This window comes from Curtobacterium sp. VKM Ac-2884 (assembly GCF_015350945.1).
In the GTDB taxonomy this organism is placed as follows: Bacteria; Actinomycetota; Actinomycetes; order Actinomycetales; family Microbacteriaceae; genus Curtobacterium.
Genome location: NZ_JADKSA010000001.1, coordinates 784,121 through 810,333, shown reverse-complemented (window position 1 = coordinate 810,333; position 26,213 = coordinate 784,121). Strand labels below are relative to the sequence as shown.

Below are 26,213 nucleotides of genomic sequence, written 5' to 3'. Positions count from 1 at the left end.
AGGGGCATGGTCGCCGGTCCGGCGTGCTGCTGTCAACCCCCTGCATCGGTTGCAGAATGCACCTACCCTCGGTGCGCAGCCGAGATCCGGCTGGGTGCCCGAGGGGAACGGGTGCCACCAGTCACAACAGGGAGTGACACATGCAGCACCGCAGGATCAGGCGGACCGCACTCATCGCCGCACTCATCGGAGCCGTCGTCGTGGCGGCACCGCTCGGAGCGGGAACCGTTGCCTACGCGGGGGTCACCGCCCCGGTCGGCAACGTCGGCAAGTTCAAGCAGACCTTCGTCGAGAACTTCAGCACCACGGCCTCGGCGAACGGCCAGTTCGCGAAGACCTACGCGAACTCGTGGCAGCCCTACCCGGACGGGACGGGCGGCACGTACTACTCGGGCTCGCAGGTCAGCGCCCGCAACGGCTACATGGACGTCACGCTCGACGGCAAGCACGGAGCCGCGGGGACCTTCGGGACCCCGAACGGCGCGTGGTCGCACGTGGGCGGCAAGTTCAGCGTCCGCGCGAAGGCCACGGGCGGTGTCGGGAACGGTGCAGCGTTCATGCTGTGGCCGTCGTCGAACGTCTGGTCGGACGGCGAGATCGACTACCCGGAGGCGAACTTCGAGGGGTCGCCGATGCTCCACCACCACTCGATGGTCGCCGGGCAGGAAGCGAACTCGACGAGCATGAGCACCGGGGTGACCTGGCGCAGCTGGCACGTCTACTCGGTCGAGTGGATCCCCGGCAAGTCGGTGCAGTACCTGCTCGACGGCAAGGTCATCAAGACGGTCACGTCGAACGTGCCGAAGACCGCGCACCGGTACATGTTCCAGGTCGGCAACTGGGGTGCCGCCGGGCACCTCGACATCGACTGGGTCAGCACCTACGAGTACACGGGCTGACCCACAGCAGGTCAGCTGATCGCGATCGTCCGGGCGAACGTCCGCGCGACGGGCGGTGCGGCGACGATCGGTCCGATCGCTGCGGCACCGTCCGGGGTCGCCCGCCATGCCTCGTAGGCGTCGTGGGCGGCCCCGCTCGTCCAGGACTCGACGACGACCATGCGCGTCGGGTCGGCGTCGTCGACCAGCACCTCGAGGGACTCGCAGCCGTCGAAGGCGCGGGTCTGGGCGAGCGTCTCGCGGATCGCCGCCTCGACGGTGTCGGCAGGGACGTCGCTCCGGAACTGGACCTCGAGCAGGACGGTGATCGACATGTGGTGCACCTTTCGTCAGCAGTGTCCGACTCAACCCGCAGCGGCGCCGACCTGTTCCGGATCGGTCAGCGAGCCGGTCGTCGGTGGACGAGCCGGAAGCGGATGGTGTCGCCCGGCCGGAGCTGCGCCGCCCGGTCGACCGACTCCGGCGTGAGGACCGCCACGACGGGGTAGCCGCCGGTCACCGGGTGGTCGGCGAGGAACAGCACCGGGAAGCCCTCCGGCGGGACCTGCAGTGAACCGCTCTCGACCCCTTCGCTCGGCAGCTCGTGCGTCACGGCGCGGACGAGCGGCTGCGGAGCCGTGGTGCGGACCCCCACGCGGTCGCTGTCCGACCCGACGGTGAAGTCCTGACGGGTCAGGGTGTCGCGCCAGTCCGGCGTGAACCAGTCGTCGCGGGGGCCGGCGGTGACGTCGAGGACGACCGGGTCGTCCGGCCAGTGCTCGTCCGGTTGCGGCACGGCGTCGACGATCGGCCACGAAGCGCGCGCGTCGCCGATCGGCAGGACGTCACCCGGCGACGAGGGCGGAGGCCCGAGGCGTGCGAGCGAATCCCACGAGCGACTGCCGAGCACGGGCTCGACCGCGAACCCGCCGAGGACCGCGATGTAGGAGCGCAGCCCGGCGGTGGCCGTACCGATCCGGAGCGTGTCACCCGGGGCGAGCATCAGGACCTCGTGCGAGGCCGCACCGCGGACCCGGCCGTCCGCCCGCTCGATCTCGACCGGGCAGGCGGCCCCGGCGGTGGCGACGGCCACGTACGCGTCGGTCCGCAGCGTGACGGAGCCGAGCAGGGCCTCCAGGACGGCCGCATCGGGACGGTTGCCGACCAGCCGGTTGGCCAGTGCTGCGGAACCACGGTCGGCGGCGCCCGCCGCGCCGAGGCCCATGTCACTGAAGCCGGGACGCCCCAGGTCCTGCGTGGCGACGCCGAAGCCGACCTGCAGGACGGTGAGCGCGCTCATGCCGCACCCGCGTCGACGAACCGGACCCGTGTGCCGGCGGGTGCCAGCGCCGGCGGTTCGCGGTCGAGCGACCACATCGGCACGTCGGTGCGGCCGATGAGCTGCCAGCCGCCGGGGGAGACGCGGGGGTACACGGCGCTGAACTCGCCCGCCAGTGCGACGGCACCGCTCGGCACGGCGGTGCGCGACGTGCTCCGGCGCGGCAGGTCGAGTGAGGGCTCGGTGCCGGTGAGGTAACTGAAGCCCGGGGCGAAGCCGCAGAACGCGCTCGTCCAGAGCTGGCCGGTGTGCCACGCGATCACGCGGTCGCGGCGCATGCCCGTCAGGGCGATGACCTGGTCGAGGTCCTCGCCGTCGTAGACCACCGGGATGACGAGTGGGTCCGCGGCGCTCGCCGCATCGGCGTCGGCGGACGGCACGACTCGTTCGAGTGCACCGCGGAGTCTCGCGGCGTCGGTCGTCGCCGGGTCGTAGCGGAGCAGCAGGGTCCGTGCGCCGGAAACGACCTCGGTCAGGCCGGGGACTGTGGCCGTGGTCAGCCCGGCGCGGAACGCGACGACCTGCGGCAGCGAGTCGAACGTGGCGAGCAAGGCGGTGCGCCCAGCTGGTCGGAGGTCGAGGACGGTCACGGTGCGAACGGTGCGATCGTGACGCCGTGCTCGGACAGCAGGGCTCGGATCGCGCGGGCCATCGCGACGGCACCGGGGGAGTCGCCGTGGACGCAGACGGAGTCGGCGCTGACCCGCAGCTCGGAGCCGTCGACGGCGGTCGCGACCCCGTCGGTGACCATGCGGAGGACGCGAGCCGCGACCTCGTCCGGATCGTGCAGCACCGAACCCGGCGTGCCGCGGGACACCAGGGAGCCGTCGGGTTCGTAGGCGCGGTCGGCGAAGGACTCCGCGACCGCGCGCAGCCCGTGACGTTCGGCAGCGAGCAGGAGTTCGGAACCCGGCAGTGCGAGCACCGCGAGCGAGCTGTCGACGTCGGCGATCGCCCGGACCACGGCCTCGGCCTGGACCAGGTCGGCGCACGCGGTGTTGTACAGGGCGCCGTGGGGCTTGACGTAGGTGACCGCGGTGCCGGCGACCCGCGCGGTGGCGGCCATCGCGCCGAGCTGGTGCACGACGTCGGCGTGGAGTTCGTCCGGGGTGACGTGCACCGGACGGCGCCCGAAGCCGGCGAGGTCGCGGTAAGCGACGTGCGCTCCGATGGCAACCCCGCGCTCGGCGGCAGCGCGGGCGGTGGCGAGCATGATCGTCGGGTCGCCGGCGTGGAATCCGCAGGCGATGTTGGCGCTCGACACGACGTCGAGCATCGCGGCGTCGTCGCCCATCGTCCAGGCGCCGAACCCCTCGCCGAGGTCGCTGTTCAGGTCGATCGTCGTCACGGGGACTCCCTGTCGTCGCGGGTTGTTGAACAATCTACCGAGCGGCGACTCCGCTGTCGACCGGTCGGGGCACGCGGCTGGTGGGTGGATTCCGAGCAGCGGCACGTAGCGTCCGAGGTCAGCACCTGCCGGGGGCGTCGCCCTCGGTTCGACCACTGCACTGGAGCAGACCATGACCGACAGCAGCAACACGCACGACGACGACGCCAAGGCCCCCGTGAACGACTCCGAGGGCATCGAGAAGCCGGGCGGGCTCGGCGACGACAACACCATCCCCAACGACCCGGACGGCCTGGCCGCTGGGCACGTCGGGGACGACTCGCACTTCAACCCGGAAGAGGACGGCGAGAAGTAAGGGTCGTTCGTCGACTCGGAACGACGTCCTCGTTGTCGTACGACGACGAGGACGTCGTTCCGAGTCGACCCGGTGTCGTTCCGAGTCGGTCCGGTGTCGTTCCACGTCGACCCGCGACCGCCCGAAAGTCCCCTACAACACCCGCTCCAGCAACCGCAGCGTCCCCGCGATGTCCACGTTCCGGTCCAGCAGCCACTGCACCTGCAGTCCGTCGAACGCCGCGATGATGAGCGACGCCACCTGCTCGAGGTCGGCGTCCGAGTGCCGCCCCGACGCCGCGAGCTCGTCCCGCAGCTGGGCGACCAGGTTCCCCCGTGCCTCGTCGAACCGGGCGGCGAAGAACTCCCGCGCCGTCTCGTTGCCGGACTCCACCGACGCCCCGAGCAGGGTCGTGTAGAGCGTCACGAGTGCCGGCTCGCTGACGTTCCGGTCGGCGACGAAGGCCAGTCGGGTGAAGACCCCGGCCGTGTCGCCGAGTGCCCGGTCCGAGGCGGCATCGCGTTCCCGCAGGACCTCGACCAGCAGCGCTTCGCGTGACGAGAAGTAGTGCTTCAGTGCCGCGTGCGAGACCCCGATCGCATCGCCGATGGCGCGCAGTGAGGTGCCGTCGATCCCGCGCGAGGCGACGACGTCGAGCGTCTGGTCGAGGATCTCCCGCCGACGCTGCACGCCCTTGGCGTAGGGGCCCCTGGTGCCGATTCCATCGTTGGAGGTCACGCCTGCCAATGTACCGGCGCAACAATCGGGACAAAAACTTCCGGTCGGAGGTTTCCGGTGCTACAGTCCCGATCACCTAGCAGCACTAGGTATTCGAGGGCCCCGAAGCCCCCTATGACTCGAGGAGGAGTCATGTCGACACCGACGTCGAAGGAAGAACCCACCCGCGGCATCGCCGGGACCGCATCACCAGCGGTCACCGCAGCCGCCGGTGCCACCGCCTCGGACGCCGCGGCGCCCCGAGCGTTCTCGGTCGAGGGGATCACGCAGTCCGTCAGCACGATGCGTGTGGGCCGCGGCTACCTCTGGGGCCTCAGCTTCGCCCAGTTCGGCCTGTTCGTCGCCCTGCTCACGCCGGTCTTCGTGAGCATGTCGATCAAGGCGACCGAGCTCAACCCCACGAGCCCCGAGACCGTGGTCGGCTCCGTCCTGCCGTTCGGTGCCCTCGGCGCGCTGTTCGCCAACCCGCTGTTCGGTGCGATCTCCGACCGCACCCGCAGCCGGTGGGGCCGCCGACGCCCCTGGATGCTCGGCGGCGTCATCGTCTTCGTCGGTTCGCTCGCCTGGCTCGCGTTCTCGCCGAACGTCCTGCAGCTCACGCTGGCCTGGGTCCTCGCGCAGGTCACGGCGAACGCCGTCCTCGCCACGCTGACCGCGAGCTTCGCCGACAACGTGCCGGAGTTCCAGCGCGGCAAGGCCTCGAGCGTCATCGCCCTCGCGCAGAACACCGCCATCCTCGCGGGCCTGTACCTCGCCGTGTACCTGGTCGGGAACCTGCCGGTCCTCTTCATCGCCCCGGGTGTCCTGGCGATCATCGCGATCCTCGTCTACTGCTTCGTGGCCCGCGACGACCTGCCGACGACGCCGGTCAAGCCGTTCAGCTGGATCAACCTGATCAGCTCGTTCTGGACCAACCCGATCAAGCACCCGGACTTCGGCCTGGCATGGTGGGGTCGCTTCCTCATCACCTTCGGCACGTTCATGTTCACGACGTACCGCCTGCTCTACATGCAGGACCGCATCGGTCTGCCGCAGGCCGAGGCCGTCGGGGTCGTCGCGTTCGGCGTCCTGCTGTACACGGTCGCCCTGCTCGTCAGCGCCGCCGTCTCCGGCTGGGTGTCGGACCGCGTCCAGCGCCGCAAGGTCTTCGTCTGGGGCTCCACCGCACTGACCGCGGTCGGCCTCGTGATCCTGGCCCACGTCGACACCGTCGGCGGCTTCTACTTCGCCGAGATCGTCCTCGGCTTCGCCTTCGGCATCTACGCCGCCATCGACACCGCCCTGATCGTCGACGTGCTGCCCGACCCGGAACGCCCCGGCAAGGACCTCGGCGTCATCAACATCGCGAACGCGCTGCCGCAGTCGCTCGCTCCGGCCGTCGGCCTGTTCCTGCTCGGCATCGGCGGCGGTCAGAACTACACGCTCATGCTCTGGGGTGCCGGCGTCGCCGTCATCCTCGGCGCCCTCGTGATCCTGCCGATCAAGTCGGTCCGCTGACCAACGCAACCAGCCGGGAGGCGCAACTCGCGTCCGCAACGCGAGTCGCGCCTCCAGGCAGTCACCTGTACCACCCCCGGAAAGGACCCGACATGGCTCCCGCCATCTCCCTGCAGCTCTACACGGTGAACGCCGCGCTGGAGCCCGACCTCGACGGCGGCGTCCGCCGCCTGGCCGAGATCGGCTTCGACACCGTCGAGGCGTTCGCGTTCGTGGACCGAGCACCGCAGCTCAAGTCCGCGTTCGACGCCCACGGCATCACCGCGAAGACCGGCCACGCGTTCCTGGTCGAGGAGACCATCCCGCTGCCCGACGGCACCGTGATGACCGCTCCGTCGCACGCCGACACCTTCGCCGCGGCGAAGGAACTCGGCCTCGAGATCGTCATCGACCCGTTCGTCGGACCCGACGCGTGGACGACCCGCGAGGGCGTCGAGCGCGTCGCCGCACGACTGAACGCCGCCGCCGTCGAGGCCGCCGAGCACGGTCTGCGCGTCGGCTACCACAACCACGACCACGAGCTCCGGCCGCAGATCGACGGACAGCCCGCGCTGCAGGTGCTCGCGTCGCTGCTCGACCCGGCCGTGGTGCTCGAGCTCGACCTGTACTGGGCGTCGGCCGCGGGCATCGACCTCGTCGCGTTCATCGAGGCGCTCGGCGACCGCATCGTCGCCGTGCACGTCAAGGACGGTCCGATGCGCGACGACATCTCCACCGCGACGATCCCCACCGACCAGACCCCGGCCGGCCAGGGCGACGTCCGGCTCGCCGAGGCGCTGCGTGCGGCGACGGCCCTCGAGTACGCCGTCATCGAGTTCGACGGGTTCGACGGGGACGTCTTCGACGGTGTGCAGCAGTCGTACGAGTGGCTCGCGGCGCAGCTCGCGCCGTCCGGTTCGTCGTCCGCATCGGAGGTGTCCGCATGACCCGCACCGGACGCGTCGGCATCGGCTTCATCGGCGCCGGCATGATCAGCGAGCAGTACCTGGCCAACCTCACGACGTTCCCCGACGTCGAGGTCGTCCGGATCGGCGACATCGACACGGAGCGCGCCGCGGCGTCGGCTTCGAAGTGGGGTGTCGCGGCCTCGGGCGACGGCGCATCCGTGCTCGCCGATCCCGACGTCGAGATCGTCATCAACCTGACGCTCCCCGCCACGCACGTCGCCGTCTCGATGGACGCCCTGCGTGCCGGCAAGCACGTGTGGAGCGAGAAGCCGATCGGCGTGGACCGTGCCTCGGCTGCGTCGCTCGTCGAACTCGCCGACTCCCTCGGGCTGAAGCTCGGCATCGCGCCCGACACCGTGCTCGGCCCGGGGTGGCAGACCGCCAAGCGTGCGATCGAGGCCGGTGCGATCGGCACCCCGCTCACCGCGGTCACGAGCATGCAGTGGCAGGGGCCGGACGTGTTCCACCCGAACGCGTCGTTCCTCTACGCCAAGGGCGCGGGCCCGCTGTTCGACATCGGCCCGTACTACTTCACGGCGCTGGTGCACCTGCTCGGACCGATCGACTCCGTCGTCGCGACGGGTTCTCAGTCGCGGTCGACGCGGCAGTTGGTCGTCGGACCGAACGCGGGCGACTCGTTCCCCGTCGAGGTGCCGACCCACGTCTCCGTCCTGACCTCGTTCGAGCAGGGTGGCAACGCACAGTCGCTGCTGTCGTTCGACACCCCGCTGTTCCGGCACGGCGTGTTCGAGGTCAACGGGACCGAGGGCACGATCGTCCTGCCCGACCCGAACACGTTCGGTGGCGGGCACCCGATCCGGATCGCGCGACCGTTGACCGCGGACGCGACGTTCCCCTTCTCGCAGGAGTGGGACGTGCTGCTCGACGAGGAGCCCACCGTCGGCCGTGGGCTCGGCGTGCTCGACATGGCGCGGGCCATCCGTGGCGGCGGCTCGCACATCGCGACCGGCGAGGTCGGCTACCACGTGCTCGACACCATGGTCGCGGTCGAGGAGTCGATCGCCGCCCGCTCGTTCATCGAGGTCGAGTCGACCGTCGCACCGATCGCGTCGCTGCCCGAGGACTTCGACCCGCTCGCGGCGACGCTGGAGGGCGCGCAGGTCTGAGGTCACGATCGACCCGGAACGACATCCCCGACGTCGTGCGACGACGGGGATGTCGTTCCGCGTCGGGGTCCGTGTCGGTGTCGGTGTCAGCGCACCGCGTGCTGGCGGAGGGCGACGACGACCTCGTCGAGGAAGTCGTCCACCTGGTCCTGGTCGTAGCCCTCGCGGAACTTCGTGGGCTGGAACCGGGCGGCGGACACCTGCTCCGGTGTGAGCGGATCCACCGGCTGCCCCTGCTCGTACCCGGCGAGGGTGGTCTGGATCCGGTCGAGGAAGGCGTCGACCTCACCCTGGTCGTAGCCCTCCCGCCACTTGGTCGGTCGGAACCGCTTGTCGGACACGTCCTTCGCGAGCATCTGCTCCCCCTTCTGCATGCCCGTCATGCTCTCACGGGCCTGCGAACGGGCAGGGGCAGGGGCAGGGGCCAGGACAGCGGCGGTACCGGCAGTTCAGCGCAGTGGGAGCCGGCGGCCGAACACGGCGTCGAGGAACCGCGCGAAGCGGGACTCCGTCGGCGGCGCGGTCTGGACCGAGCGCGTCGGCGACCGGAACGCCAGGTCGTGCAGCATGTTCCGCTTCGAGCCGTCCCAGTTCGCGAACAGGTAGGTGCCGCCGATGAACGACATGCTCCTGACCGGCGTGCGCTTCCAGGAGTCGGCAGCCACGTAGTAGCCGGTGTGGCCGGAGCTGATGTGCTGGATCACGGTGTCGACGTCGATGACGCTGGTGGTCGTCACGACGGCGGTGATGCCCGTGCGGTCACGGGCGACGTACTCGATGAGGTGTTCGGTCACGGTTGGACTCTTCGTCGCAGAGGCGGGACGCCACGACGGTGAACGTGGCGAAGGGTGTTCGGAACCGCCGTTGCTTCCGACAGCAGAATACGTCCGGTTCGTCGTGGCGTCACCGGAATGTCCGACGGTCGCACACGCTCGAACGCTCAGTCGGGTCGGCGGACCACCCACGAAGCGATCAGGTCGACGGCAGCCGCGAAGTCGATGCTGGCCGGTCGGTTGAGGAAGGCGTGCCGGCTGTCGGGCAGGACGTGACGTTCGAGATCGACCCCCGCGGCACCGAGTTGCCGTGCGAACCGGTCGCCGGATGCGCGCATCGTGTCCCGCTCGGCGTCGAGCACCAGGGTGCGCGGGAACGTGCTGAGGTCCTCCGGTGCCGGGAACGCTCCGGCGCCGAGCGGCCCGGCGTAGGTGCGGTTCGCGGCGTCGAGCAACAGTGGAGCGTGCGTGATCCGCCGGTGCCCGCGCACGAGACGCTGCACTGCCGGGTCGCGGGGGATCCGCGCGTGGAAGAACCCGTACGCGAGCACGGTGCCGGCCAGGGGCGGGCCAGCGGCGACCGCCGACGCCGCGAGGCATGCGCCGGCACTCGCGCCACCGAGCACCAGGCCGGCCGGGCACTCCTCCGCGAGCGAGCGGAGCACCGCTACGACCTCGTCCCGCGCGTGCGGTGCACGTCGGCGTGCTCGTGGACCCGTCCGCCCGATCCAGGGCATGCCGGGCAGCGGACCGAGCCGGTAGTCGACGGTGATCACCGGGATGCCGCGGGCGCTGAGTGCCCGGGCCACGGCGTCCGACTCGGGCAGGTCGAGGCTGCCCCGGAAGAACCCACCCCCGTGCAGCCAGACCAGCGTCGGAGCGGGTGCGGGGTCCTGCGGGCGGTAGCGCCGGATCGGGACCGGTCCGTGCAGACCCACGACGTGGTCGTCCACGACGTCCGCCGATGCCCCGATGCCCTCTCCCCGCATGCCAGCAGACTACGGGCCGGTAACGATGCGAGCGCCGACACTACCGTCGGTGCACCGTGGAGTGGTGCGCACCTCGAAGACTGCTCTGTTCCTGACCGGCGCGGCCGTGGTCGCCCTGCTGACCGGCTGCTCCGGTGGCGGGGACGGTGGCGACGCGACCCCGACCGTCACCGAGACCGTGACCGCGGCGCCGACGGACACGGCAGCCACCCCGTCGCCGACGAGCACGCCGACACCGACCTGTGGCCCTGCGACCGGCTCCGCGGCAGCAGCCGCCGGGATCGCTGCGCTGCCGTCGCCCGCCGGCCTCGAGGGCACGAAGTGGGACGCCGCGAACGCCGACTACACCGGCTACGACGCCTGCGCCTCCCTGTCCTGGTCCGTCGTCTCGCCCGAGTTCGCCACGGCCGGCTCGCCGTACGCGATCTTGCTCTTCCACCAGGGCCGGTACCTCGGCACCGCGACGTCCGAGCAGTACGCGTTCGAGCCGGTTGTCGAGCGGCTGGCCGACGCCTCGATCAAGGTCACCTACACGTACGCGAAGGCGAACGAGGCGAACGCAGACGCATCCGGTCGCACCACCGCGACGTACATCTGGAACGACGGCACCGAGCGCGTCGACATGACCGGCGAGGTCCCGCCCGCTCAGGGCTGATCGGCGGCAGCGCCCCGCGGGTCGAGCTCGCGTCGCAGTGCGCGGAGTACCCGCACGATCGTCGCGAGCTCGTCCGGACCGCCCTCGAACCCGCGTCCGAGCGCTGGTCGTGGCTCCACCACGACGTCCTCGCCGACCGTCGTGCTGATCCAGACGCCGAAGTCGACCCGTTGTCCGCGTGCGTCCTTCGTGGCGACGGAGAACTTCCGGATGTGGGTCCAGGGCAGGTCGAACACCGGCTCCGCCCGCGACGGCGCCCACGCGTGCAGACCGGACGCGTCGACGGTCCAGATCTCGGGTCGGGGGCCCGGCAGGTCGTCGGTCGCCCGCAACCTCGACGCGGAGACCGGCAGGTGGAACCGGGGCGCGCGGTGTTCCCGGATCCGTGCGAGGGTGCGGCGATCGGTCCGACCGGCGCTCCAGGTCACCACCGCCAGCAGCAGGCCGAACCCGGTGACGAGCAGCGGCCACAGGACGAAGTCGGCCTGTGTGCGGGCGCTGTCGAGACCGCGCAGGAAGTCCGGCGACGCGAACTCGGCGACGAGCACGCCGAGCCCCGCTGCCGTCATCACCGCGGCCACGAGCAGGACCGGCCACCGCTTCCGCATCTCCCCGTCGCGCAGCCGCTGCACCCACCGCTCGCCCGAGTACTCCACCGCACCATCCTGCCCGGCTGGACCGCACGACGGCCGCGAGCACGAGATGCTGTTCCCATGCAGTTCGCCCGCACCGCCGCACCCGGTGTCGCCGTCGCCGTCGCGATCGGCCTCGTCGCGACCCTGATCGGATCGGTCGTCCCGGTCGTGGGCGGCCCCGTCCCCGCCGTCCTGATCGGCGCGGTGCTCGGTTGGCTCGTCCGTCGGCGCACCGGTGGCACCCTCGCCGTGCTCGCTCCCGGCGTGAAGTTCTCGTCGAGCCGTGTCCTGCAGTTCGCGGTGGTGCTGCTCGGCGCGCAGCTGTCGATCGGTGAGGTCCTGCGCATCGGCGGCGAGACCCTGCCGGTCATGGTCACGACGCTGGTCGTGTGCCTCGCTGCCGCCTGGGGGATCGGCCGTCTGCTGCGGGTGTCGAGCGCCCTCCGCACCCTGATCGGCGTGGGGACCGGCATCTGCGGTGCGTCCGCGATCGCAGCCGTCACGCCCGTCATCGGTGCGGTCAGCGCGGACGTCGCCTACGCGATGTCGACGATCTTCCTCTGCAACATCGCCGCGGTGTTCGCCTTCCCCCTGCTCGGTCACGCCCTCGGCCTCAGCCAGCACGCCTTCGGCGTCTTCGCGGGCACTGCGGTGAACGACACGTCGTCCGTCGTCGCCACCGCGACGGTCTACGGTCGCCAGGCGACGGACACGGCGGTCGTCGTGAAGCTGGTGCGCACCCTGATGATCATCCCGATCGTCATCGGGCTGGCCGGACTGGAGGCCCGGCGCGCCTCCCGCGAGCAGCTCACGCCCGACACGGGGTCGCGCAGCGGGTTCCGCGTGTTCCGGTTGGTCCCGTGGTTCCTGATCGGGTTCCTCGTGGTGGTGCTGCTCCGGACCGTCGGAGTGCTGCCGGCTGACGCTTCCCCGGGCTTCTCGACCGCGGCGTCGTTCCTCATCACGGTGGCGCTCGCGGCGATCGGCTGCTCGACGGACTTCGCGGCGCTGCGACGTGCCGGGTTCCGTCCGATGCTGCTCGGCATCGCGCTCTGGGTGTTGGTGGCGGGCACGAGCCTCGGGGCGCAGGCGGTGTTCGGCCTGCTGTAGGTCCGAGCCGGGCGGGGTCTTGCACCGGTCCGACCCATCGTTTATCGTTGTATCGAAATTCGATGGTATCGATGATCGACAGGGGAAGACGCCATGACCGCACCCGTGTACGAACCGCCCCGCGGGCGGAACTCCTACCTCGCCTACGTCGCCTGCTGCGTGATCGGCATCGCGCTCGTCGTCTGGCGGTACGTCGACCTGCTCGTCCGCTCGGTCAGCTCCGGGACGGTGTCGGTGCCCGTCCGGATGACCGCGACGAGCGACGTCCCACAGCCGCCCGGCGGGGCGACCGTCACCGCCGACCACCTCGTGCTCCGGGCCCCGATCGCGGACGTGCCGGCGGGGGCGATCGGGTACATCCGGGTCGGTGACGCGCTCGAGGTCCTGCTCGTCAGCGCCCTCATCGCCCTGGTGGCGGCGGTCGCGTGGAAGATCTCGCGCGGCGGGCTGTTCGACCGGTCGACGACCCGCATCCTCGACTGGCTCGCCGCCGCGGTGGTGGTGGCGGGGTTCGTGCCCCAGTTCGTCCGCCGGATGGGGTGGAACTGGGTGGTGTCGGGGCTCGGCTGGGACGGGCGCCTGCCGACGCCCGACGTCGACCACCAGTTCGTGCCCGTGTACCTCGGTCTGCTCGTCGTCATCTGCTTCCGGTTCGCCCTGACCGCCTCGCAGCGGATGGTGCGCGACCAGTCCGGGCTGGTCTGATGCCCCCGGAACAGGAGGACGGCCACGCGGTCGTCTGCCACCTCGACGAGCTGCTCGCCGCTCGGGGCATGACGCTGACCGAGCTCGCGGACCGGGTCGGGGTGACCGTGGTGAACCTGTCGGTGCTGAAGAACAACCGGGCGCGCGCGATCCGGTTCTCCACCCTCACCCGGCTCTGCCAGGAGCTCGGGTGCCAGCCGGGCGACGTCTTCTCGGTGCGGACCGACTGAGCCCGGGCGCACGGGTCAGATGATCCGCGAGTCGATCACCGCCCGGTCGCCGCGGTACCGCGAGAAGCCGTACTCGACGGGCGTCCCGTCCGCCAGGCACATCAGCCGCTCGATGTGGAAGATCGCCTGCCCGGGGTCGATGTCCAGCAGGTCGGCCGTCCACTGGTCGGCGTTCACGGTGCTCAGCAGCAGCCGCCGAGCCTCCGGCCGCGCACCGGCCTTCCGGACCAGCACGTCCGGCACGTACTCGGTGAGCGGCTCGGCGACCAGGTCGGGGAAGCGCTCGTGCGGCACCCAACTCGTCCGGACCCGGCTCGGTTCGCCGTCGAACGAGATGAGGCTCTCGACGAAGAACGCGCTGCTGCCGGTCATCTGCAGGTTGCGCCGGACGGTCTCCGGCGCGGTCACCTGCTGCACGCACAGGTGCACGATGCTGAGCCGGGGTGAGTCGAACACGCTGCCGCCGGCCGTCTCGCCGTAGATCGTGACCTCGTCGGACGTGCGGGCCAGGCTCACCGAGGCGACGGGCCGGACACCGAACGTGCCGGATCGCGGTGCACGGGTGAGCAGCCGCTGTTCCTTGAGCAACGTCAGCGCAGCCCGCAGGACGTTCCGCGTCGTGCCGTACAGGTCGAGCAGCTCCCACTCGTAGGGCAGCGGGCCGGTGAAGCGGCCCGCGACGATGTCGGCACGGATCAGGTCGGACACCTGGCGCGCCGCGTCGGATCGTCGGTTGAACCCGATCCAGTGCCCCGGCGCCGACGGGGTCGTCCCGACGCCCATGTCGGTCCAGGCCGCGGTCGGGGCGAACTCCTCCGGTACGATCCCGGTCACGAGGCCACCCCCACCGTCGACACGTCGCCGGTCCAGCCGGCCCACCGCAGGAACTCCCGGGCCAGACGCACCGGGTAGTCGGGCGCCTGGATGTCGAGCGAGACGAACACGCGTCGGTAGAACGTCGGCCCGCCGAGCAGGTCGACGGCGATGCCGAGGTCGACGTCCGGGCGCAGGTCGCCGGCGTCCATCGCCCGCTGCAGCATCGCGTTCACCCGCAGCCGCCGGTCCAGGTGCCACTCGGTGACGGCCTCCGCGACGCGCGGCTCGTGCGACGCGGTCTCCACGATGAGCGGGAGTGCGCGGCCGACCGGCGTCGCGACGAGGGCGTGCACCCACCCCCGGGTGAGCCCGAGGATGCCCTCGGCGATCGGGGCGTCCTGGATCGTGGGGATGTGCTCCTCCATCAACCGGATGACGGTCTCGGTGAGCAGGACCTCCTTGCTCGACCACCGCCGGTAGATCGTCGCCGCGCCGACCCCGGCCGCATCGGCGACGGCCCGGATCGTGAACGCGCGCGGGTCGCCCTCGGCCAGGATCTCGACGCACGCCGTGTAGACGGACTCGCCGACGGCGGCACTCCGAGGCCGACCGCGGACCGTCGCCGCGGTGCTCGTCGCGGTGCTCGTCACGGTGCTCGCCGCGGGGCTCATGCCACGTTCCAGTGCTCGAGGACCCGGTCCATGCTCCAGACCTCGCCGATCTTGGCGGCGATGTCGAACAGGTTCGCCTCGTGCACGCTCGGCAGCCGGTCGCCCACCGCCTCGCGCACGACGATCGGCACGAACCCGTGCTGCATGGCGTCCGTGGCGGTCGCGCGGATGCACCCGCTCGTCGACAGCCCCGCGATGAAGAGGGTGTCCACACCGCGGGCGACGAGGTCGGCGGCCAGCGAGGTGCCGAAGAACGCACTCGGGTACTGCTTGGGCACCAGGGTGTCCCCGCCCTGGGGCTCGAGCCCGTCGACGAACGCCCCCGTGGACGCCCCCGGCAGGTACGCGGCGAGCGCCGGCACCTTGCGGAAGAACACCTCGGCGTTCGAGCCGTCGGCGGACAGCGCCATGGTGGTGATCGCCACGTGCACCCCGGCGGCGCGGGCAGCGGTCGTGAGCTCCCGCATCCGCTCGACGGGTTCCTCGACCCCGGCGTAGAGCCCGCAGTCGGGGTCGACGTAGGCGCGGACCGGGTCGACGACGACGAGCGCAGCGCGTCGTCCTGGCTGCAGCGCGCCGGTGAACCCGGCCGCCGCGTAGTCCTGGTGGTCGTCGGTCATGGGGTCCTGCTTCCGTGGTGGGTGGTCGTTGCCAGGGTGGGGACGGTCACGTGGACGCCCCCGGCTCGGGGACCGGACCCGACCTGTCGGGCCGGAGTGGCGCCTCCCGGTCGGGTGGTCCGAACGGACCGAACGCGACGATGAGCGCACCGAGGGCCGCGCAGCCGGCGAAGGTGAGCGCGGCGGCGCGGACGCCGTCGACGAACACCTGGACGTCGCCGGCCGGCAGGCCGAGCAGGCTGCCGTCGTAGGCGGCTGCCGCCTGGGAGGCGGACAGGCCGCCCGTCGCGATCGCGAGCCCGAGGGCCGTCGAGAACAGGAAGCCGGCGTTCTGCAGGGCGGAGCGGATGGCGTTGGCGATGCCGCGTCGGTGTTCCGGGACCCGGGTCATCAGTGCGGACGTGCTCGGCGTCATGAACACGCCCGTCCCCACCCCGACCGCGCCGAGGCCGGTGGCGGTGACGACGTAGGCGCTGCCGTCGGCGAGGGAGACCGCGAGCACCGCGGCGCCGAGGGCGATGAGGAGCATGCCGATGGTCGACAGGGTCCTGGCGGCCACACGACGGGCGAGGAACCCCGCGGTCACGGCGGCGACGGTCGTGCCGATCGGGGTGGGGAGCACCCAGAGGGCGGCCTCGACGGCACCCTTGCCGTCGACGGCCTGGAACGACAGGGACGCCAGCAGCACCAGCGCGTAGCTGGACAGGGCGCAGAGCCCGGCGGCGGAGAACAGGGTGATGGTGGCGCGGTCGCGGAAGATCGCCGGGTCGACCAGGGGGTGCGCGACCCGGCGCTGGGTCCACACGAACACGCCGCCGAGGACGACCGCGCCCGAGGCCATCGCCACGACGGGCACGGCCGACCAGCCGACCGAGCCGCCCATCGAGACGGCACCGACGAGCAGACCGACGGCCGCGACGGACAGGATCGATCCCGGTACGTCGAGGCGCTCGCCGGAACGGGGGCGGGTGCTGTGCGGGATCAGCCGGAGGGACCAGACGAGTCCGGCGAGCGAGATCGGCACACCGGCGAGGAAGATCCAGCGCCACCCGAAGGACTCGGCGACCAGCCCGCCCACGACCGGGCCGATGACCTGCCCGACCGCGGCGACGGTGGCGTTCAGGCCGAGGCCGAGCGACAGGATCGACTCCGGGAAGACGTCGGTGAGCAGTGCGGTCGTGTTCGTGACGATGGCCGCCGCACCCACGCCCTGCACGAGCCGGGCGCCGAGCAGGACGGCGGCGTCCGGGGCGAACCCGCACGCGAGCGAGGCGAGCAGGAAGACGAGGATGCCGGCGATGTACAGGCGGCGCCGACCGACGAGGTCGGCGATCCGTCCGAAGACCAGGATCAGGGTGGTCGTGGTGAGCATGTAGCTCAGGAGCACCCAGCTGGACTGCACCGCGCTGGCGTCGAGGTCGCGGCTGAGGTCGGGGAGTGCGACGAGCAGGGCGCTCGAGGAGATGAAGACGAGGACGACGCTCAGGCTCGATGCGCAGAGCACCTGCCAGGCGCGTCGTCGGGCGGCGCCCTCGTCGATGGTGCGGCTACTGATCGGTCGGCCCTCGCACGGCGGACGACGGCGGCACCAGGCGGTGGTGCGTCGTGACCCGCTGGAAGGCGGCGGCGGCGGACAGCACCAGGCGGTCGTCCCACGGCCGCGCGACGAGCTGCACGCCGACGGGCAGACCGTCGGGCGCGGTGCCCGCCGGCATCATCAGCGCCGGGAACCCCACGTAGTCGAACAGGCGGGTGTTCCGGGGGATGACGTCGTGCAGGTTGAACCGCTCGCCGTCGACGGACATGGTCAGGTCGTCGAGTCGCGGCGCGGTGGCCCCGATGCCGGGGGTGAGCACCACGTCCGCGCCGGCCTCGTCCATCCGGGCGACCATCGCGGCCTGCACCAGCGGGCGGCGGCGGAGCGCCCGGAGGTAGTCCGCCGCGGTCGGCAGGAACGACACGTCGAAGCGCGCTCGGGTCCCGGCGTCGAACAGGTCGGCCGTGGCGGCGTTGGCCTCCTGGTTCGCGGCGAGCTCGCCGTAGAAGACGGTCCAGCACTCCGCGTCGATCGACTCGAGGTCGTCGAACTCGATCGGCACGAGGGTCGCCCCGAGGGTGCGGAACCGTTCGGTCGCGGCGGCGTGGGCGTCGAGCACCGCGGTGTCGACGCGTTCGGTGAACCAGCCGCGCGGCACCCCGATGCGGAGGCCCTCGACCCGTTCCGGTGCCGCTTCGATGAGCGGGACGGCGGTGAACGTCGTCGGGTCCTCGCCGTCGGACCCGGCGATGACCGCCAGGACGAGCGCGAGGTCCTCGGCGGAGCGGGCCATCGGTCCGACGTGGTCGAGGGTCCACGACAGGCTCGCGACCCCGGTGCGCGGCACGAGGCCGTAGGTCGGCTTGATGCCGGTGGTGCCGCAGAGTGCGGACGGCACGCGGATCGATCCGCCGGTGTCCGATCCGAGCGCCAGCGGGACGATCCGGGCGGCGAGCGCCGAACCCGACCCGGTCGACGAGCCACCGGTCCAGCGCTCGGGGTCCCAGGGGTTCCGCACGGCACCGTACCGGGCGTTGTGCGGCCCACCGCAGGCGAACTCCGTCGTGGCCGCCGTGAACACGGGGATCGCGCCGGCTGCACGGAGTCGGGCGACGACGGTCGCGTCGGCCGGGGCCACACGGTCGCCGGTCTGGAGCGAGCCGCTCGTGACGATGGTCCCCGCGACGTCGATGATGTCCTTCACGGCGAACGGGATGCCCTCGAGCGGTCGGGCCTCGTCGTCCGCCCAGCGGCGGGTGGACTCGGCGGCGGCCGCCTCGGCTCCGTCCACCAGGCGCAGGACCGCGTCCGACCAGACGTCGTCGCTCGTCCAGTGCGGGGCGAGTGCGGCCAGGACGGCCGACGGGGTGGTGGTGCCGGACCGGTAGGCGTCGAGGAGCTCGACGACCGTGGCAGCGGCGGGGTCGGCCGCGGCGTCGGCGGCGGCGCCGGTGTCGGCGGCGGGGCGGCACGCCGACGGCGCGTCTTCGGGCCTCGCCGCGGTCGGCGCAGCGTCGATCGCGGCGTCGAGCAGCCGGCCGAACAGCTGCGCACTGTGTGCCGGTTCCGCGCGCAGCGCCGACGGGGCGGCCGGCAGCGGGTTCGCGCGGCTGGCGGCCAGCGCCCGGTCGAGCTGCGGGGCGATGGTGCCGCGGACCACGGCGGCGACATCGGTCACGCCGGGACCGCCGCCGGTGCGTGGGCGTCGGCGAGGTACTGGAACACCCCGGGCTGGCGGTCGCGTCCGAGCGGGAAGTCGTGGCGTGCCGCCGCGACCTCGCCGACGTCGATGGTGGCCCGGATGATCGGCCCCGCCTGGTGGGCCGGTGCCGAGACGACCAGGTCGCCCCGCGGTGAGACGACCGACGACCGACCGAAGTAGCTCACGGTCTTGCCGTCGACGGTCTCCTCGCCACCGCGGTTGGGGGCGACGATCCACGTCTGCGTCTCGAGCGCGCGGACCTGCAGTTCCTGGGTGAACAGGGTCTCGCGGAAGCCCATCGACGACACGAGCACGAGCATCACCTCGGCACCGGCGGCCCGCGATGCGAGCCAGTACTCCGGGAAGCTCCGGTCGTAGCAGATGAGCATGCCGAAGCGGGTGCCGAGCGCGTCGAACACGACCGGTCCGGAGCCGGCGGCGAAGTAGTGCTTCTCGTCGACGTCGGAGATCGCGTTGGTCGGGATCGAGGTCTTGCGGTACGACGCCACCTGCTCGCCGTGCACGTCGGTGCCGTGCACGAGCGTGCCGTCGGCGTCGATGAGCACGGCGCTGTTGTACTGCGCGTCGCCCGCGTCCTCGTACAAGCCGAAGGCGACGGCGGTGCCCAGACGCTTCGCCGCGGCGGCGAACCGGGCGGTCGCGGGGCCGGGGACGGGCTGCGCCCAGGCCTTGCGGCTGTCGTTGACCACGCCGCAGAAGTAGGGCGTGGTGCAGAGCTCGGGGAACACGACGAGGTCGGCGCCCTCGGCCGCCTGTTCGAACAGGGCGATGAGCTCGTCGAGCGCGACGTCGCCGTCGGCCGGGGTCTGTCCGGCCTGGACGACGGCCACCTGGATGACCGGTCGGCTCACTGCGGCGCTCATGCGGTGACCGCGCTCGGAGCAACGGACTCCACGCCCTCGCGGGTGCGCATGAGCGGCTGGATGCGGGTGCCGAAGTCGTCCATGCCCTGCAGGAAGTCGTCGAACACGACCATGATGCCCTTCGTGCCCTCGACGACGGCGGCCTCGTCGAGCATGGCCGCGACCTGCTCGTACGAGCCGACGAGCGTGCCCATGTTCATGTTCACGGCGCCTTCGGGCAGCGAGATCCGCTTGGCGGTGTTGCCCTCCTCGCCCTCGGTGTCGGTGAGTGCCTGACCCGTCATCCACGAGATCGCCTCGACGTCGACGCCGTCGTTGTAGAGCGCCCACTTGGCCTGGGCGGCCTCCTCGGTCTCGTCGGCGATGATCATGAACAGCACGTACGAGCCGACGTCGCGACCGGTCTTCGCCCGCGCCTCGATGAGGGCCTTGTTCTGGTCGGCGTAGGCGGTCGGGGTGTTCACGCCGACGCCCATCGAGAAGTTGTAGTCGGAGTACTGGGCGGCGAACGCCATGCCCTGCGACGACTGCCCGGCCGAGACGATCGGGATGTGTCCGGTCGGCTTCGGCAGCATCTTGCAGTCGTTCATCGTGAAGTAGTCGCCCTTGAAGTCGGACTCGCCGTGCTCCCACAGCTCCTTCATGACCTGCATGTACTCGGTCTGGTAGGCGTAGCGGCGCTTGAAGTGCACGTCGTCGCCGGGCCACAGGCCCATCTGGTCGTACTCGGCCTTCTGCCACCCCGCGACGAGGTTCAGGCCGAAGCGACCGTGCGAGATCGAGTCGACCGTCGCCGCCATGCGCGCCGCGATCGCCGGCGGGATCGTCAGGACCGCGGTGGTGGCGAACAGGCGGATTCGCTCGGTGCGGGCGGCGAGACCGGCCATCAGCGTGAACGACTCGAGGTTCTCGTCCCAGAACCCGCTCGGGCCGCCGTACCCGTGCAGCTTGATCATCGACAGCGCGAAGTCGAAGCCGTACGCCTCGGCCTTCTGCACGATCTCGAGGTTCAGGTCGAAGGACGGCTTGTACTGGGGCGACGTGGTGGAGATGAGCCAGCCGTTGCTGCCGATCGGGATGAAGACTCCGATGTCCATGGGGGACTCGCTTTCTGTGGTGGGTGTCGAGCAGGGAGGGGGAGGACGAGGTGGGTCAGGAACGCTTCGCGGCGGCCTTGGCGGCGGTCGCGACGGAGTGCCGCCGGATGGTCTGCGACACGGCCACGGCGACGATGAGCGCGCCGCCGTAGAACAGCTGCTGCACGAAGTTGTCGGCGCCGAGCATCTGCAGGCCGACGACCCCGGAGAACAGGAAGTACACGGCGATGAAGGTGCCGATCGCGTTGAACCGGCCCGGGACGACGGCGGTCGCGCCGAGGTAGCAGGCGGCGAACGCCGGGAGCAGGAACGACTGTCCGCTCGACGGGTCCGCGCCGCCGAGCGTGCCGGCGTAGACGACCCCGGCGACCGCGGCGGTGAGACCGGCGCCGACGAACGCACCGACCCGGAGGCGTCGGACGTTCAGCCCGGACAGCTCGGCGACGGTGCGGCCGGTGCCGACGAACAGCAGCCGTCGGCCGACCGGGGTGGCGCTCAGCACGACCAGGACGACGACGGTGGCGATCAGGCCGTAGACGAACGCGAGCGGCAGGCCGGCGAGCCCGCGCCACCCGACCGTGGCCTGCACGAGCGCGGGGTCGATGCCCGTCACCGACGACGAGGCGCTCATCCACTGGATGATCCCGATCATGAACGTCGAGGTGCCCAGCGTGACGATGAACGAGTCGATGCGGAACCCGACGGTGAGCAGGCCGTTGACGAGCCCCACCACGACGCCGATGACGAGACCGGCGACGATCGCGGGCACGAGCGGGACGTCCATCTTCGCGTTGAGCACGGCGATGGTCATGGCGGAGAGCGACATCGTCGAGGCGCCGGACAGGTCGAACTCGCCCGCGGTCAGCGGGAAGAGGAACCCGAGCGCCAGGATGAGCAGCACCGACTGGGACCCGAGGATGTTCTGCAGGTTGCCGAGGGTCGGGTACGTGTCGGGCAGCGCGATGCTGAAGGCGATGACGATGACGAGCCAGGCACCGAGCAGGGCGTACCGCTCGGTGTGCCCCCACGAGAAGCGCGGGCGGGTCGGACGGACGATCGAGGTCTCGAGGACGGGGTCGGCGGTGGTGGACATCAGGCGTTCTCCTTGACGAGGGAGGGAACAGCAGCAGGGGACGGAGCAGCGGCGGACGGCGCAGCGGGTTCGGCCGCGTCGACGAGGCTGGCCACGACCGCGGCCGCGATGACGTCGCGGTCGACGCGCTCGTCGGTCAGCACGTCGTGCACGCGGCCGTGGGCGAGGACGACGACGCGGTCGCACAGCTGCGCGAGCTGGTCGTAGTCGGTGGAGGCGCAGACGATGGCGACGCCCTGCTCCGCACTCCGGCGGAGCATCGAGAAGATGGCCGCGCGGGCTCCGACGTCGATGCCCTGGGTCGGTTCCTGCAGCAGCACGAGCCGGGGGTCGTCCTGCATCCACTTCGCCAGGACGGCCTTCTGCTGGTTGCCGCCGGACAGCGTGCCGAACAGGGCGGACGGGTCGGCGGGTCGGACGTCGTAGTCGCGGACCAGTCCCGCGACGTGCGACCGTTCCCGCCCGGGGGAGAGGCCGAGCAGTCCTCGGAGCTTCCCGAGGACGGGCAGGGTGACGTTCTGCTCGACGGACAGGGTGAGCGCCCCGCCCTCGCGCTTGCGGTCGGCGGGGACGTACACGACACGGCGGGCGATGGAGGAACCGGGTGAGACCCGGGTCAGGTCGGTCGGGGCGGCCTGCACCCCGTCGTCCCGCACGGTGAGCGAACCGGTCGCGGGTCGTGCGCCGTACAGGCCGGGCAGCACGTCCTCGACGCCCGACCCGGCGAGGCCCGTGATGCCGACGACCTCGCCGTCGGCGACGTCGAACGACAGGCCGTCGACGACACCGACTCGGAGGTCGCGGACCGCCACGACGGCGTCACCGGTGGTCGCCGGGCGCGGGGCCCTGGCTGCGGCGCCGTCGAGCCCGCGTCCGACGATGAGCGCGACGAGTTCGTCGGCCGTCGTCGTGGCGGTGTCACGGTGCGCCTGGACCCGGCCGGCCCGCAGGACGGTGACCCGATCGGCGTGCTCGAGGACCTCCGACATGTCGTGCGACACCAGCAGTGCCGAGGTGCGGCCGTCCGCGACCAAGTCCTTCACGACGCGGAACAGCAGGTCGGCGTCCTCCTTCGGCAGGAACACCGTCGGTTCGTCGAGCACGATGAGCGCTCGGTCGTCACCGAGTTCGGCGACGGCTCGCAGGATCGCGACGAGCGCCTTCTGGGTGTCGGAGAGCTCGTCGATCCGTGCGCGGGGGTCGATGTCGACCCCGTACCGCGCGAACAGCTCGGCGGCGGCGCGGTGCTCGGCGCCCCAGCGGACGAAGGGGCCCCGGCCGGCCACGACGGTCGCGAGCCGCAGGTTCTCGGTCACGCCCAGGGACGGGACGAGCGCGAGGTCCTGGTGGACGAAGCTGATCCCGACGCGGCGGAAGTACCCGGGCGGCACCGGCAGGGGCAGTCGGGCGCCACGGACCTCGATCGTCGCTCCCGGCTCCGGCGCGTAGGTACCGGACAGGATCTTGATGAGGGTCGACTTGCCGGAGCCGTTCTCGCCGAGGAGCGCGTGGACCTGGCCCGGCAGGACCTCGAGGTCGACGTCGTCGAGGGCGGTCAGTCCGCCGAAGCGCTTCGTGAGTCCGCTGATCCGCAGCACCGGCACGCCGCTCACTCGGCCGCGCCCCAGATGGCCTCGTAGCCGGTCTTGTACGCGTCGCCGTAGCCCTTGCTCGGTGCCGGCGGGGTGCCCGTCTCGTCGACGTTGTCCTTCGTGAAGACCTTGAGCGGGGTCTTCTCGTCACCGTCCTCGATGATCGGGGTGTCGGTCAGGACACGGCCGGCCTGGTCGAGCGTGGCGTACGCGAGCCACTCCATGTTCTCGCCGATGTCCATCGTGAGGACGCTGCCGTCCTGCAGGATCTTCAGCACGGCGGGGGTGCCGTTGTACGACGAGGTGAACACCTGGCCGGTCTTGCCCGCCGCGGTCACGCCGGCCTCGACGTAGAGGGTCATCGAGTCGTAGACCGGCAGCACGTAGTCGAGGTTCGGGTTGGACTGCACGGCGGACTGCACCGTCGACGAGATCTTCGTCGCCCAGTCGGCGACCGGCACGTTCGTCACCTTGACGCTGCAGCCGTCGCACTGCGCCTCGAACTCGTCCTGCATCGCCTGCACGATGCCGTCGGACGGCGGGACCTCGGAGGACGTGATGATGAGGACGTCGCCCTGGCCCTTCGTCTCCTTGATGGCCCAGTCGGCGTTGAGCTTCGCGGCCTCGTGGAACGGGGCGGTCACCTGCGCGGCGACGAGGTCCTGCAGCTGGTCCGGCAGCGCCTCGCCGGTCTGGTACGTGTGGCTGATCAGCACGGGGATCCCCGCGGCCTTCGCACGCTTCAGGGCCGGGACGATGAGTTCGCCGTTGACGCCCTGCGCCAGCACGATGATGTCGGCGCCTCGGCTGATCGCCTGGTCGATGCCGGCGGAGTGCTCGGTGGGCGTGCCCTGGTTCGTGTACTCGATCCACTTCGCGCCGTACCGCTCGGCGACCTTCTCGCCGGCCTCGTCGACCGCGGTGATGAAGGGGACGGCGGACGAGTTCGGGATGTTGAAGATCGTCTTGCCGGCGATCCCCGACATGTCGAAGGGCTCGCCCTCGAAGGTGAACTCGGGGTCGACGCTGGCGGCCTCGATCTGGCTCGTGGCGTGCTCGACCCCGGCGGAGTCGTCGCCGGAGCTCGTCGACGCGGTCGAGGTGGCCGAGCAGGCGGACAGGAACAGCACGCCGGAGAGTGCGGCGGCGAGGAGCGCGGGGCGGGGAAGACGCGTTCGGGACGGTGCGGGGGACGACATCGGTCGGGGACCTCCTGGACGGGTGGAGCAGGGAAGGTGCGGGGAAGCTGCAGCGGGTACGACGAACACCCCGCGGCGCGGGGTGGCGTGTGCTGGGAGCCGGGAGACGTTCACCGGCGGCGGGGCGTCGGGGTGACGCCGGCCGCTGCAGTGGGGCTGATGCGAATGTAACGGCAGTGGGGAGCCAGCAGGCGGTCGCCCGGTAACGGTCCTGTTAGGCGTTTGTTTCGCTGGTGTTAGGCCACCCGCGGCGATGGTGCGCGCGGGGCGTCCGCCGCGTGGTTCCGCGGGGAGCGACTGCGCCACCGAGGCCCGTGCACGTGCGGATCCGGGCGGTGACGCGGCGGCGGCGGCGGGGCGAAACACGCCGGACGCATCCGAGGCGACTTCCGGTAACGGCGCTCTCACAATTCGGTGCGACGGCCGCGCACGGCGGCTGGCGGAATGCCCAGGTGCCCCGGCCGCACAGCCGCGCTGACCGGGACATTCCGGCGTGGCCGGTCCGGGGGCCGCTGGCGTAACCCAGCCGATACGGATCCGGCACGGCGGCGAAACGAACGAGCGGTGGACTGCACGAGCACACCAGCCACCACGACAGGAGCACCCCGATGATCACCACCGTCGTCGCCGGCAACCCCAAGCCGGCCTCACGGACGCTCGACGCCGCGACGGTCGTGCTCGAACGCCTCACCGGTCGCGCCCCCGACCACGTCGTCGACGTCATCGACCTCGGCGCCGGCCTGCTCGGCTGGGGCGACACGGCGGTGTCCGACGCCGTCCGGACCGTCGCCGGCTCCGACCTCGTGATCGTCGCGTCGCCGACGTTCAAGGCGACCTACACCGGGGTGCTCAAGCTGTTCCTCGACCAGTTCGGCACCGGTGACGGGCTCGCCGGGGTCGTCGCGGTACCGCTCATGCTCGGTGCCGGTCCGGCCCACGCGCTCGCACCGGAGGTCTTCCTCAAACCGGTGCTGGTCGAACTCGGCGCGACCGTCCCCGCCCCCGCCCTGTACCTGAACGACAAGCAGTACTCGGACCCCGCATCGACCGACGTCTGGCTCACCCGCTGGCGGGACGTCGTCCTCGGTGCGACCGCCAGCCACCAGGAAGGAACCGCGTCATGATCAGCCCCTACTCCACCGAGGCCCCGGACCTGTCCGCACTCAAGCAGGCGTTCTCGGGCTTCCCCTGCGGTGTCGCCGCACTGTCCGCCGTCGTGGACGGGGAACCGACCGTGCTCGTCGCGTCGTCCTTCACCGTCGGGGTCTCGCAGGACCCACCGCTGGTGATGTTCGCCGTGCAGCACACCTCGACCACGTGGCCGGTGCTCCGCGACGCCGGCACGATCGGCGTCTCGATCCTCGGCGAGGGGCACGCGCAGGTCACGCGGCAGCTCGCCTCACGCGACAAGTCGGTCCGGTTCGTCGGGGTCGACACGACGGTCGCCGACACCGGAGCGGTCTTCCTGCAGGGGGCCCCGATCTGGCTGGAGTGCTCGGTCGAGCACACCTACCCCGCCGGCGACCACGACATCGTCGTGCTCCGCGTGCTCGGACTCATGTCCGACTTCGCGCACAGCCCGCTGGTCTGGCACCGGTCCGCCTTCGCGACGCTGAGCGCCTGACCGGCGCTGCGTGCCTGACCGGCGCTGCGTGCCGGACCGGTGCTGCGTGCCGGACCGGCACCGGGCAACGGAC

At 71.5% G+C, this 26,213-nt stretch carries 29 protein-coding genes and 2 pseudogenes; 11 read left to right on the top strand and 20 right to left on the bottom strand.

The window, feature by feature from the left end; genetic code table 11:
- Positions 1-140 precede the first annotated feature (140 nt).
- On the top strand, positions 141-899 hold the full coding sequence (locus tag ITJ60_RS04015; RefSeq protein ID WP_194647001.1) for a glycoside hydrolase family 16 protein: 759 nt from the start codon (positions 141-143) through the stop codon (positions 897-899).
- Between the two features lie 11 nt (positions 900-910).
- Here ITJ60_RS04015 and ITJ60_RS04010 read toward each other — a convergent pair whose 3' ends face one another.
- The 4 genes from ITJ60_RS04010 to ITJ60_RS03995 form a co-directional block, all read right to left on the bottom strand.
- Positions 911-1,213, bottom strand: coding sequence for a putative quinol monooxygenase (locus ITJ60_RS04010; protein ID WP_111086660.1), 303 nt, complete (start codon positions 1,211-1,213; stop codon positions 911-913).
- Positions 1,214-1,278: 65 nt separating this feature from the next.
- Entirely contained in the window at positions 1,279-2,178 is a 900-nt protein-coding gene (locus tag ITJ60_RS04005) for a biotin-dependent carboxyltransferase family protein (protein ID WP_194647000.1), read from the bottom strand.
- Positions 2,175-2,807: a 5-oxoprolinase subunit B family protein gene (locus tag ITJ60_RS04000; protein WP_194646999.1), complete on the bottom strand. Its 633-nt coding sequence runs from the start codon at positions 2,805-2,807 to the stop codon at positions 2,175-2,177. The genes ITJ60_RS04005 and ITJ60_RS04000 overlap by 4 nt, the downstream gene beginning before the upstream one ends.
- Positions 2,804-3,565, bottom strand: coding sequence for a LamB/YcsF family protein (locus ITJ60_RS03995; protein ID WP_194646998.1), 762 nt, complete (start codon positions 3,563-3,565; stop codon positions 2,804-2,806). Before ITJ60_RS03995 ends, ITJ60_RS04000 begins: the two co-directional genes overlap by 4 nt.
- Positions 3,566-3,737: 172 nt before the next feature.
- On the opposite strand from ITJ60_RS03995, the gene ITJ60_RS03990 reads away from it, so the two are divergent.
- Complete coding sequence (locus ITJ60_RS03990) at positions 3,738-3,920, top strand: hypothetical protein (protein WP_123673659.1); 183 nt, start codon at positions 3,738-3,740, stop codon at positions 3,918-3,920.
- Positions 3,921-4,052: 132 nt separating this feature from the next.
- On the opposite strand, the gene ITJ60_RS03985 is transcribed toward ITJ60_RS03990, so the two are convergent.
- Entirely contained in the window at positions 4,053-4,637 is a 585-nt protein-coding gene (locus ITJ60_RS03985; protein ID WP_194646997.1) for a TetR/AcrR family transcriptional regulator, read from the bottom strand.
- Between the two features lie 132 nt (positions 4,638-4,769).
- Here ITJ60_RS03985 and ITJ60_RS03980 point away from each other — a divergent pair, with 132 nt between their 5' ends.
- The 3 genes from ITJ60_RS03980 to ITJ60_RS03970 all read left to right on the top strand — a co-directional run bounded on the left by ITJ60_RS03980 (position 4,770) and on the right by ITJ60_RS03970 (position 8,208).
- Positions 4,770-6,134, top strand: a complete 1,365-nt coding sequence (locus ITJ60_RS03980) for an MFS transporter (protein WP_194646996.1) — start codon at positions 4,770-4,772, stop codon at positions 6,132-6,134.
- Between the two features lie 92 nt (positions 6,135-6,226).
- Complete coding sequence (locus ITJ60_RS03975; protein WP_194646995.1) at positions 6,227-7,060, top strand: sugar phosphate isomerase/epimerase family protein; 834 nt, start codon at positions 6,227-6,229, stop codon at positions 7,058-7,060.
- Positions 7,057-8,208, top strand: a complete 1,152-nt coding sequence (locus tag ITJ60_RS03970; RefSeq protein ID WP_123939342.1) for a Gfo/Idh/MocA family protein — start codon at positions 7,057-7,059, stop codon at positions 8,206-8,208. The genes ITJ60_RS03975 and ITJ60_RS03970 overlap by 4 nt, the downstream gene beginning before the upstream one ends.
- A gap of 101 nt (positions 8,209-8,309) precedes the next feature.
- On the opposite strand, the pseudogene ITJ60_RS19445 reads toward ITJ60_RS03970, so the two are convergent.
- The 4 genes and pseudogenes from ITJ60_RS19445 to ITJ60_RS03955 form a co-directional block, all read right to left on the bottom strand.
- Positions 8,310-8,432: pseudogene (locus tag ITJ60_RS19445) on the bottom strand (DivIVA domain-containing protein); the annotation flags it as partial.
- A gap of 39 nt (positions 8,433-8,471) precedes the next feature.
- A pseudogene (locus tag ITJ60_RS19440) lies at positions 8,472-8,564 on the bottom strand (DivIVA domain-containing protein); the annotation flags it as partial.
- Between the two features lie 93 nt (positions 8,565-8,657).
- On the bottom strand, positions 8,658-9,002 hold the full coding sequence (locus ITJ60_RS03960) for a hypothetical protein (RefSeq protein ID WP_194646993.1): 345 nt from the start codon (positions 9,000-9,002) through the stop codon (positions 8,658-8,660).
- Positions 9,003-9,148: 146 nt separating this feature from the next.
- Positions 9,149-9,970 carry an alpha/beta hydrolase gene (locus tag ITJ60_RS03955; protein ID WP_194646992.1) on the bottom strand — a complete coding sequence of 274 codons (822 nt, stop codon included), beginning with the start codon at positions 9,968-9,970 and terminating at the stop codon, positions 9,149-9,151.
- Positions 9,971-10,034: 64 nt separating this feature from the next.
- On the opposite strand from ITJ60_RS03955, the gene ITJ60_RS03950 reads away from it, so the two are divergent.
- The gene (locus tag ITJ60_RS03950) at positions 10,035-10,625 is read left to right on the top strand and encodes an LppP/LprE family lipoprotein (RefSeq protein ID WP_194646991.1); all 591 of its coding nucleotides are present in this window, start codon (positions 10,035-10,037) and stop codon (positions 10,623-10,625) included.
- Here ITJ60_RS03950 and ITJ60_RS03945 read toward each other — a convergent pair.
- Positions 10,616-11,281 carry a hypothetical protein gene (locus ITJ60_RS03945; RefSeq protein WP_194646990.1) on the bottom strand — a complete coding sequence of 222 codons (666 nt, stop codon included), beginning with the start codon at positions 11,279-11,281 and terminating at the stop codon, positions 10,616-10,618. The genes ITJ60_RS03950 and ITJ60_RS03945 overlap by 10 nt on opposite strands.
- 57 nt (positions 11,282-11,338) lie before the next feature.
- On the opposite strand from ITJ60_RS03945, the gene ITJ60_RS03940 reads away from it, so the two are divergent.
- The 3 genes from ITJ60_RS03940 (at position 11,339) to ITJ60_RS03930 (ending at position 13,305) form a co-directional block, all read left to right on the top strand.
- Positions 11,339-12,370, top strand: a complete 1,032-nt coding sequence (locus ITJ60_RS03940) for a YeiH family protein (protein ID WP_194646989.1) — start codon at positions 11,339-11,341, stop codon at positions 12,368-12,370.
- 93 nt (positions 12,371-12,463) lie between these two features.
- Positions 12,464-13,075 (top strand): hypothetical protein, encoded by a 612-nt coding sequence (locus ITJ60_RS03935; RefSeq protein WP_194646988.1) that lies wholly within the window; start codon positions 12,464-12,466, stop codon positions 13,073-13,075.
- Positions 13,075-13,305 carry a helix-turn-helix domain-containing protein gene (locus tag ITJ60_RS03930; RefSeq protein ID WP_123341187.1) on the top strand — a complete coding sequence of 77 codons (231 nt, stop codon included), beginning with the start codon at positions 13,075-13,077 and terminating at the stop codon, positions 13,303-13,305. The genes ITJ60_RS03935 and ITJ60_RS03930 overlap by 1 nt, the downstream gene beginning before the upstream one ends.
- A 15-nt stretch (positions 13,306-13,320) precedes the next feature.
- On the opposite strand, the gene ITJ60_RS03925 is transcribed toward ITJ60_RS03930, so the two are convergent.
- From ITJ60_RS03925 to ITJ60_RS03880, 10 genes are read right to left on the bottom strand one after another with little or no spacing between them, the layout of a single operon-like run.
- Positions 13,321-14,139, bottom strand: a complete 819-nt coding sequence (locus tag ITJ60_RS03925; protein WP_194646987.1) for a GntR family transcriptional regulator — start codon at positions 14,137-14,139, stop codon at positions 13,321-13,323.
- Entirely contained in the window at positions 14,136-14,792 is a 657-nt protein-coding gene (locus ITJ60_RS03920; protein WP_194646986.1) for a TetR/AcrR family transcriptional regulator, read from the bottom strand. Before ITJ60_RS03920 ends, ITJ60_RS03925 begins: the two co-directional genes overlap by 4 nt.
- On the bottom strand, positions 14,789-15,412 hold the full coding sequence (locus ITJ60_RS03915) for an isochorismatase family protein (protein WP_194646985.1): 624 nt from the start codon (positions 15,410-15,412) through the stop codon (positions 14,789-14,791). The genes ITJ60_RS03920 and ITJ60_RS03915 overlap by 4 nt, the downstream gene beginning before the upstream one ends.
- Positions 15,413-15,458: 46 nt before the next feature.
- Positions 15,459-16,916, bottom strand: a complete 1,458-nt coding sequence (locus tag ITJ60_RS03910) for an MFS transporter (protein WP_194646984.1) — start codon at positions 16,914-16,916, stop codon at positions 15,459-15,461.
- 43 nt (positions 16,917-16,959) lie between these two features.
- The gene (locus tag ITJ60_RS03905) at positions 16,960-18,627 is read right to left on the bottom strand and encodes an amidase (protein ID WP_194646983.1); all 1,668 of its coding nucleotides are present in this window, start codon (positions 18,625-18,627) and stop codon (positions 16,960-16,962) included.
- The gene (locus ITJ60_RS03900; RefSeq protein ID WP_194646982.1) at positions 18,624-19,535 is read right to left on the bottom strand and encodes a carbon-nitrogen hydrolase family protein; all 912 of its coding nucleotides are present in this window, start codon (positions 19,533-19,535) and stop codon (positions 18,624-18,626) included. Before ITJ60_RS03900 ends, ITJ60_RS03905 begins: the two co-directional genes overlap by 4 nt.
- Positions 19,532-20,632 carry a pyrimidine utilization protein A gene (gene rutA / locus ITJ60_RS03895; RefSeq protein WP_131846595.1) on the bottom strand — a complete coding sequence of 367 codons (1,101 nt, stop codon included), beginning with the start codon at positions 20,630-20,632 and terminating at the stop codon, positions 19,532-19,534. Before rutA ends, ITJ60_RS03900 begins: the two co-directional genes overlap by 4 nt.
- Positions 20,633-20,687: 55 nt before the next feature.
- Entirely contained in the window at positions 20,688-21,725 is a 1,038-nt protein-coding gene (locus ITJ60_RS03890; RefSeq protein WP_194646981.1) for an ABC transporter permease, read from the bottom strand.
- Entirely contained in the window at positions 21,725-23,338 is a 1,614-nt protein-coding gene (locus tag ITJ60_RS03885; protein ID WP_323749090.1) for a sugar ABC transporter ATP-binding protein, read from the bottom strand. The genes ITJ60_RS03890 and ITJ60_RS03885 overlap by 1 nt, the downstream gene beginning before the upstream one ends.
- Positions 23,335-24,516 carry a sugar ABC transporter substrate-binding protein gene (locus tag ITJ60_RS03880; RefSeq protein ID WP_194646980.1) on the bottom strand — a complete coding sequence of 394 codons (1,182 nt, stop codon included), beginning with the start codon at positions 24,514-24,516 and terminating at the stop codon, positions 23,335-23,337. Before ITJ60_RS03880 ends, ITJ60_RS03885 begins: the two co-directional genes overlap by 4 nt.
- 608 nt (positions 24,517-25,124) lie before the next feature.
- Between ITJ60_RS03880 and ITJ60_RS03875 the strand changes: the two genes are divergently transcribed.
- Together ITJ60_RS03875 and ITJ60_RS03870 are read left to right on the top strand one after the other, a co-directional pair.
- Entirely contained in the window at positions 25,125-25,640 is a 516-nt protein-coding gene (locus ITJ60_RS03875) for an NADPH-dependent FMN reductase (RefSeq protein ID WP_194646979.1), read from the top strand.
- Positions 25,637-26,140: a flavin reductase family protein gene (locus tag ITJ60_RS03870; protein WP_123673676.1), complete on the top strand. Its 504-nt coding sequence runs from the start codon at positions 25,637-25,639 to the stop codon at positions 26,138-26,140. Before ITJ60_RS03875 ends, ITJ60_RS03870 begins: the two co-directional genes overlap by 4 nt.
- The last annotated feature ends 73 nt before the right edge of the window (positions 26,141-26,213 follow it).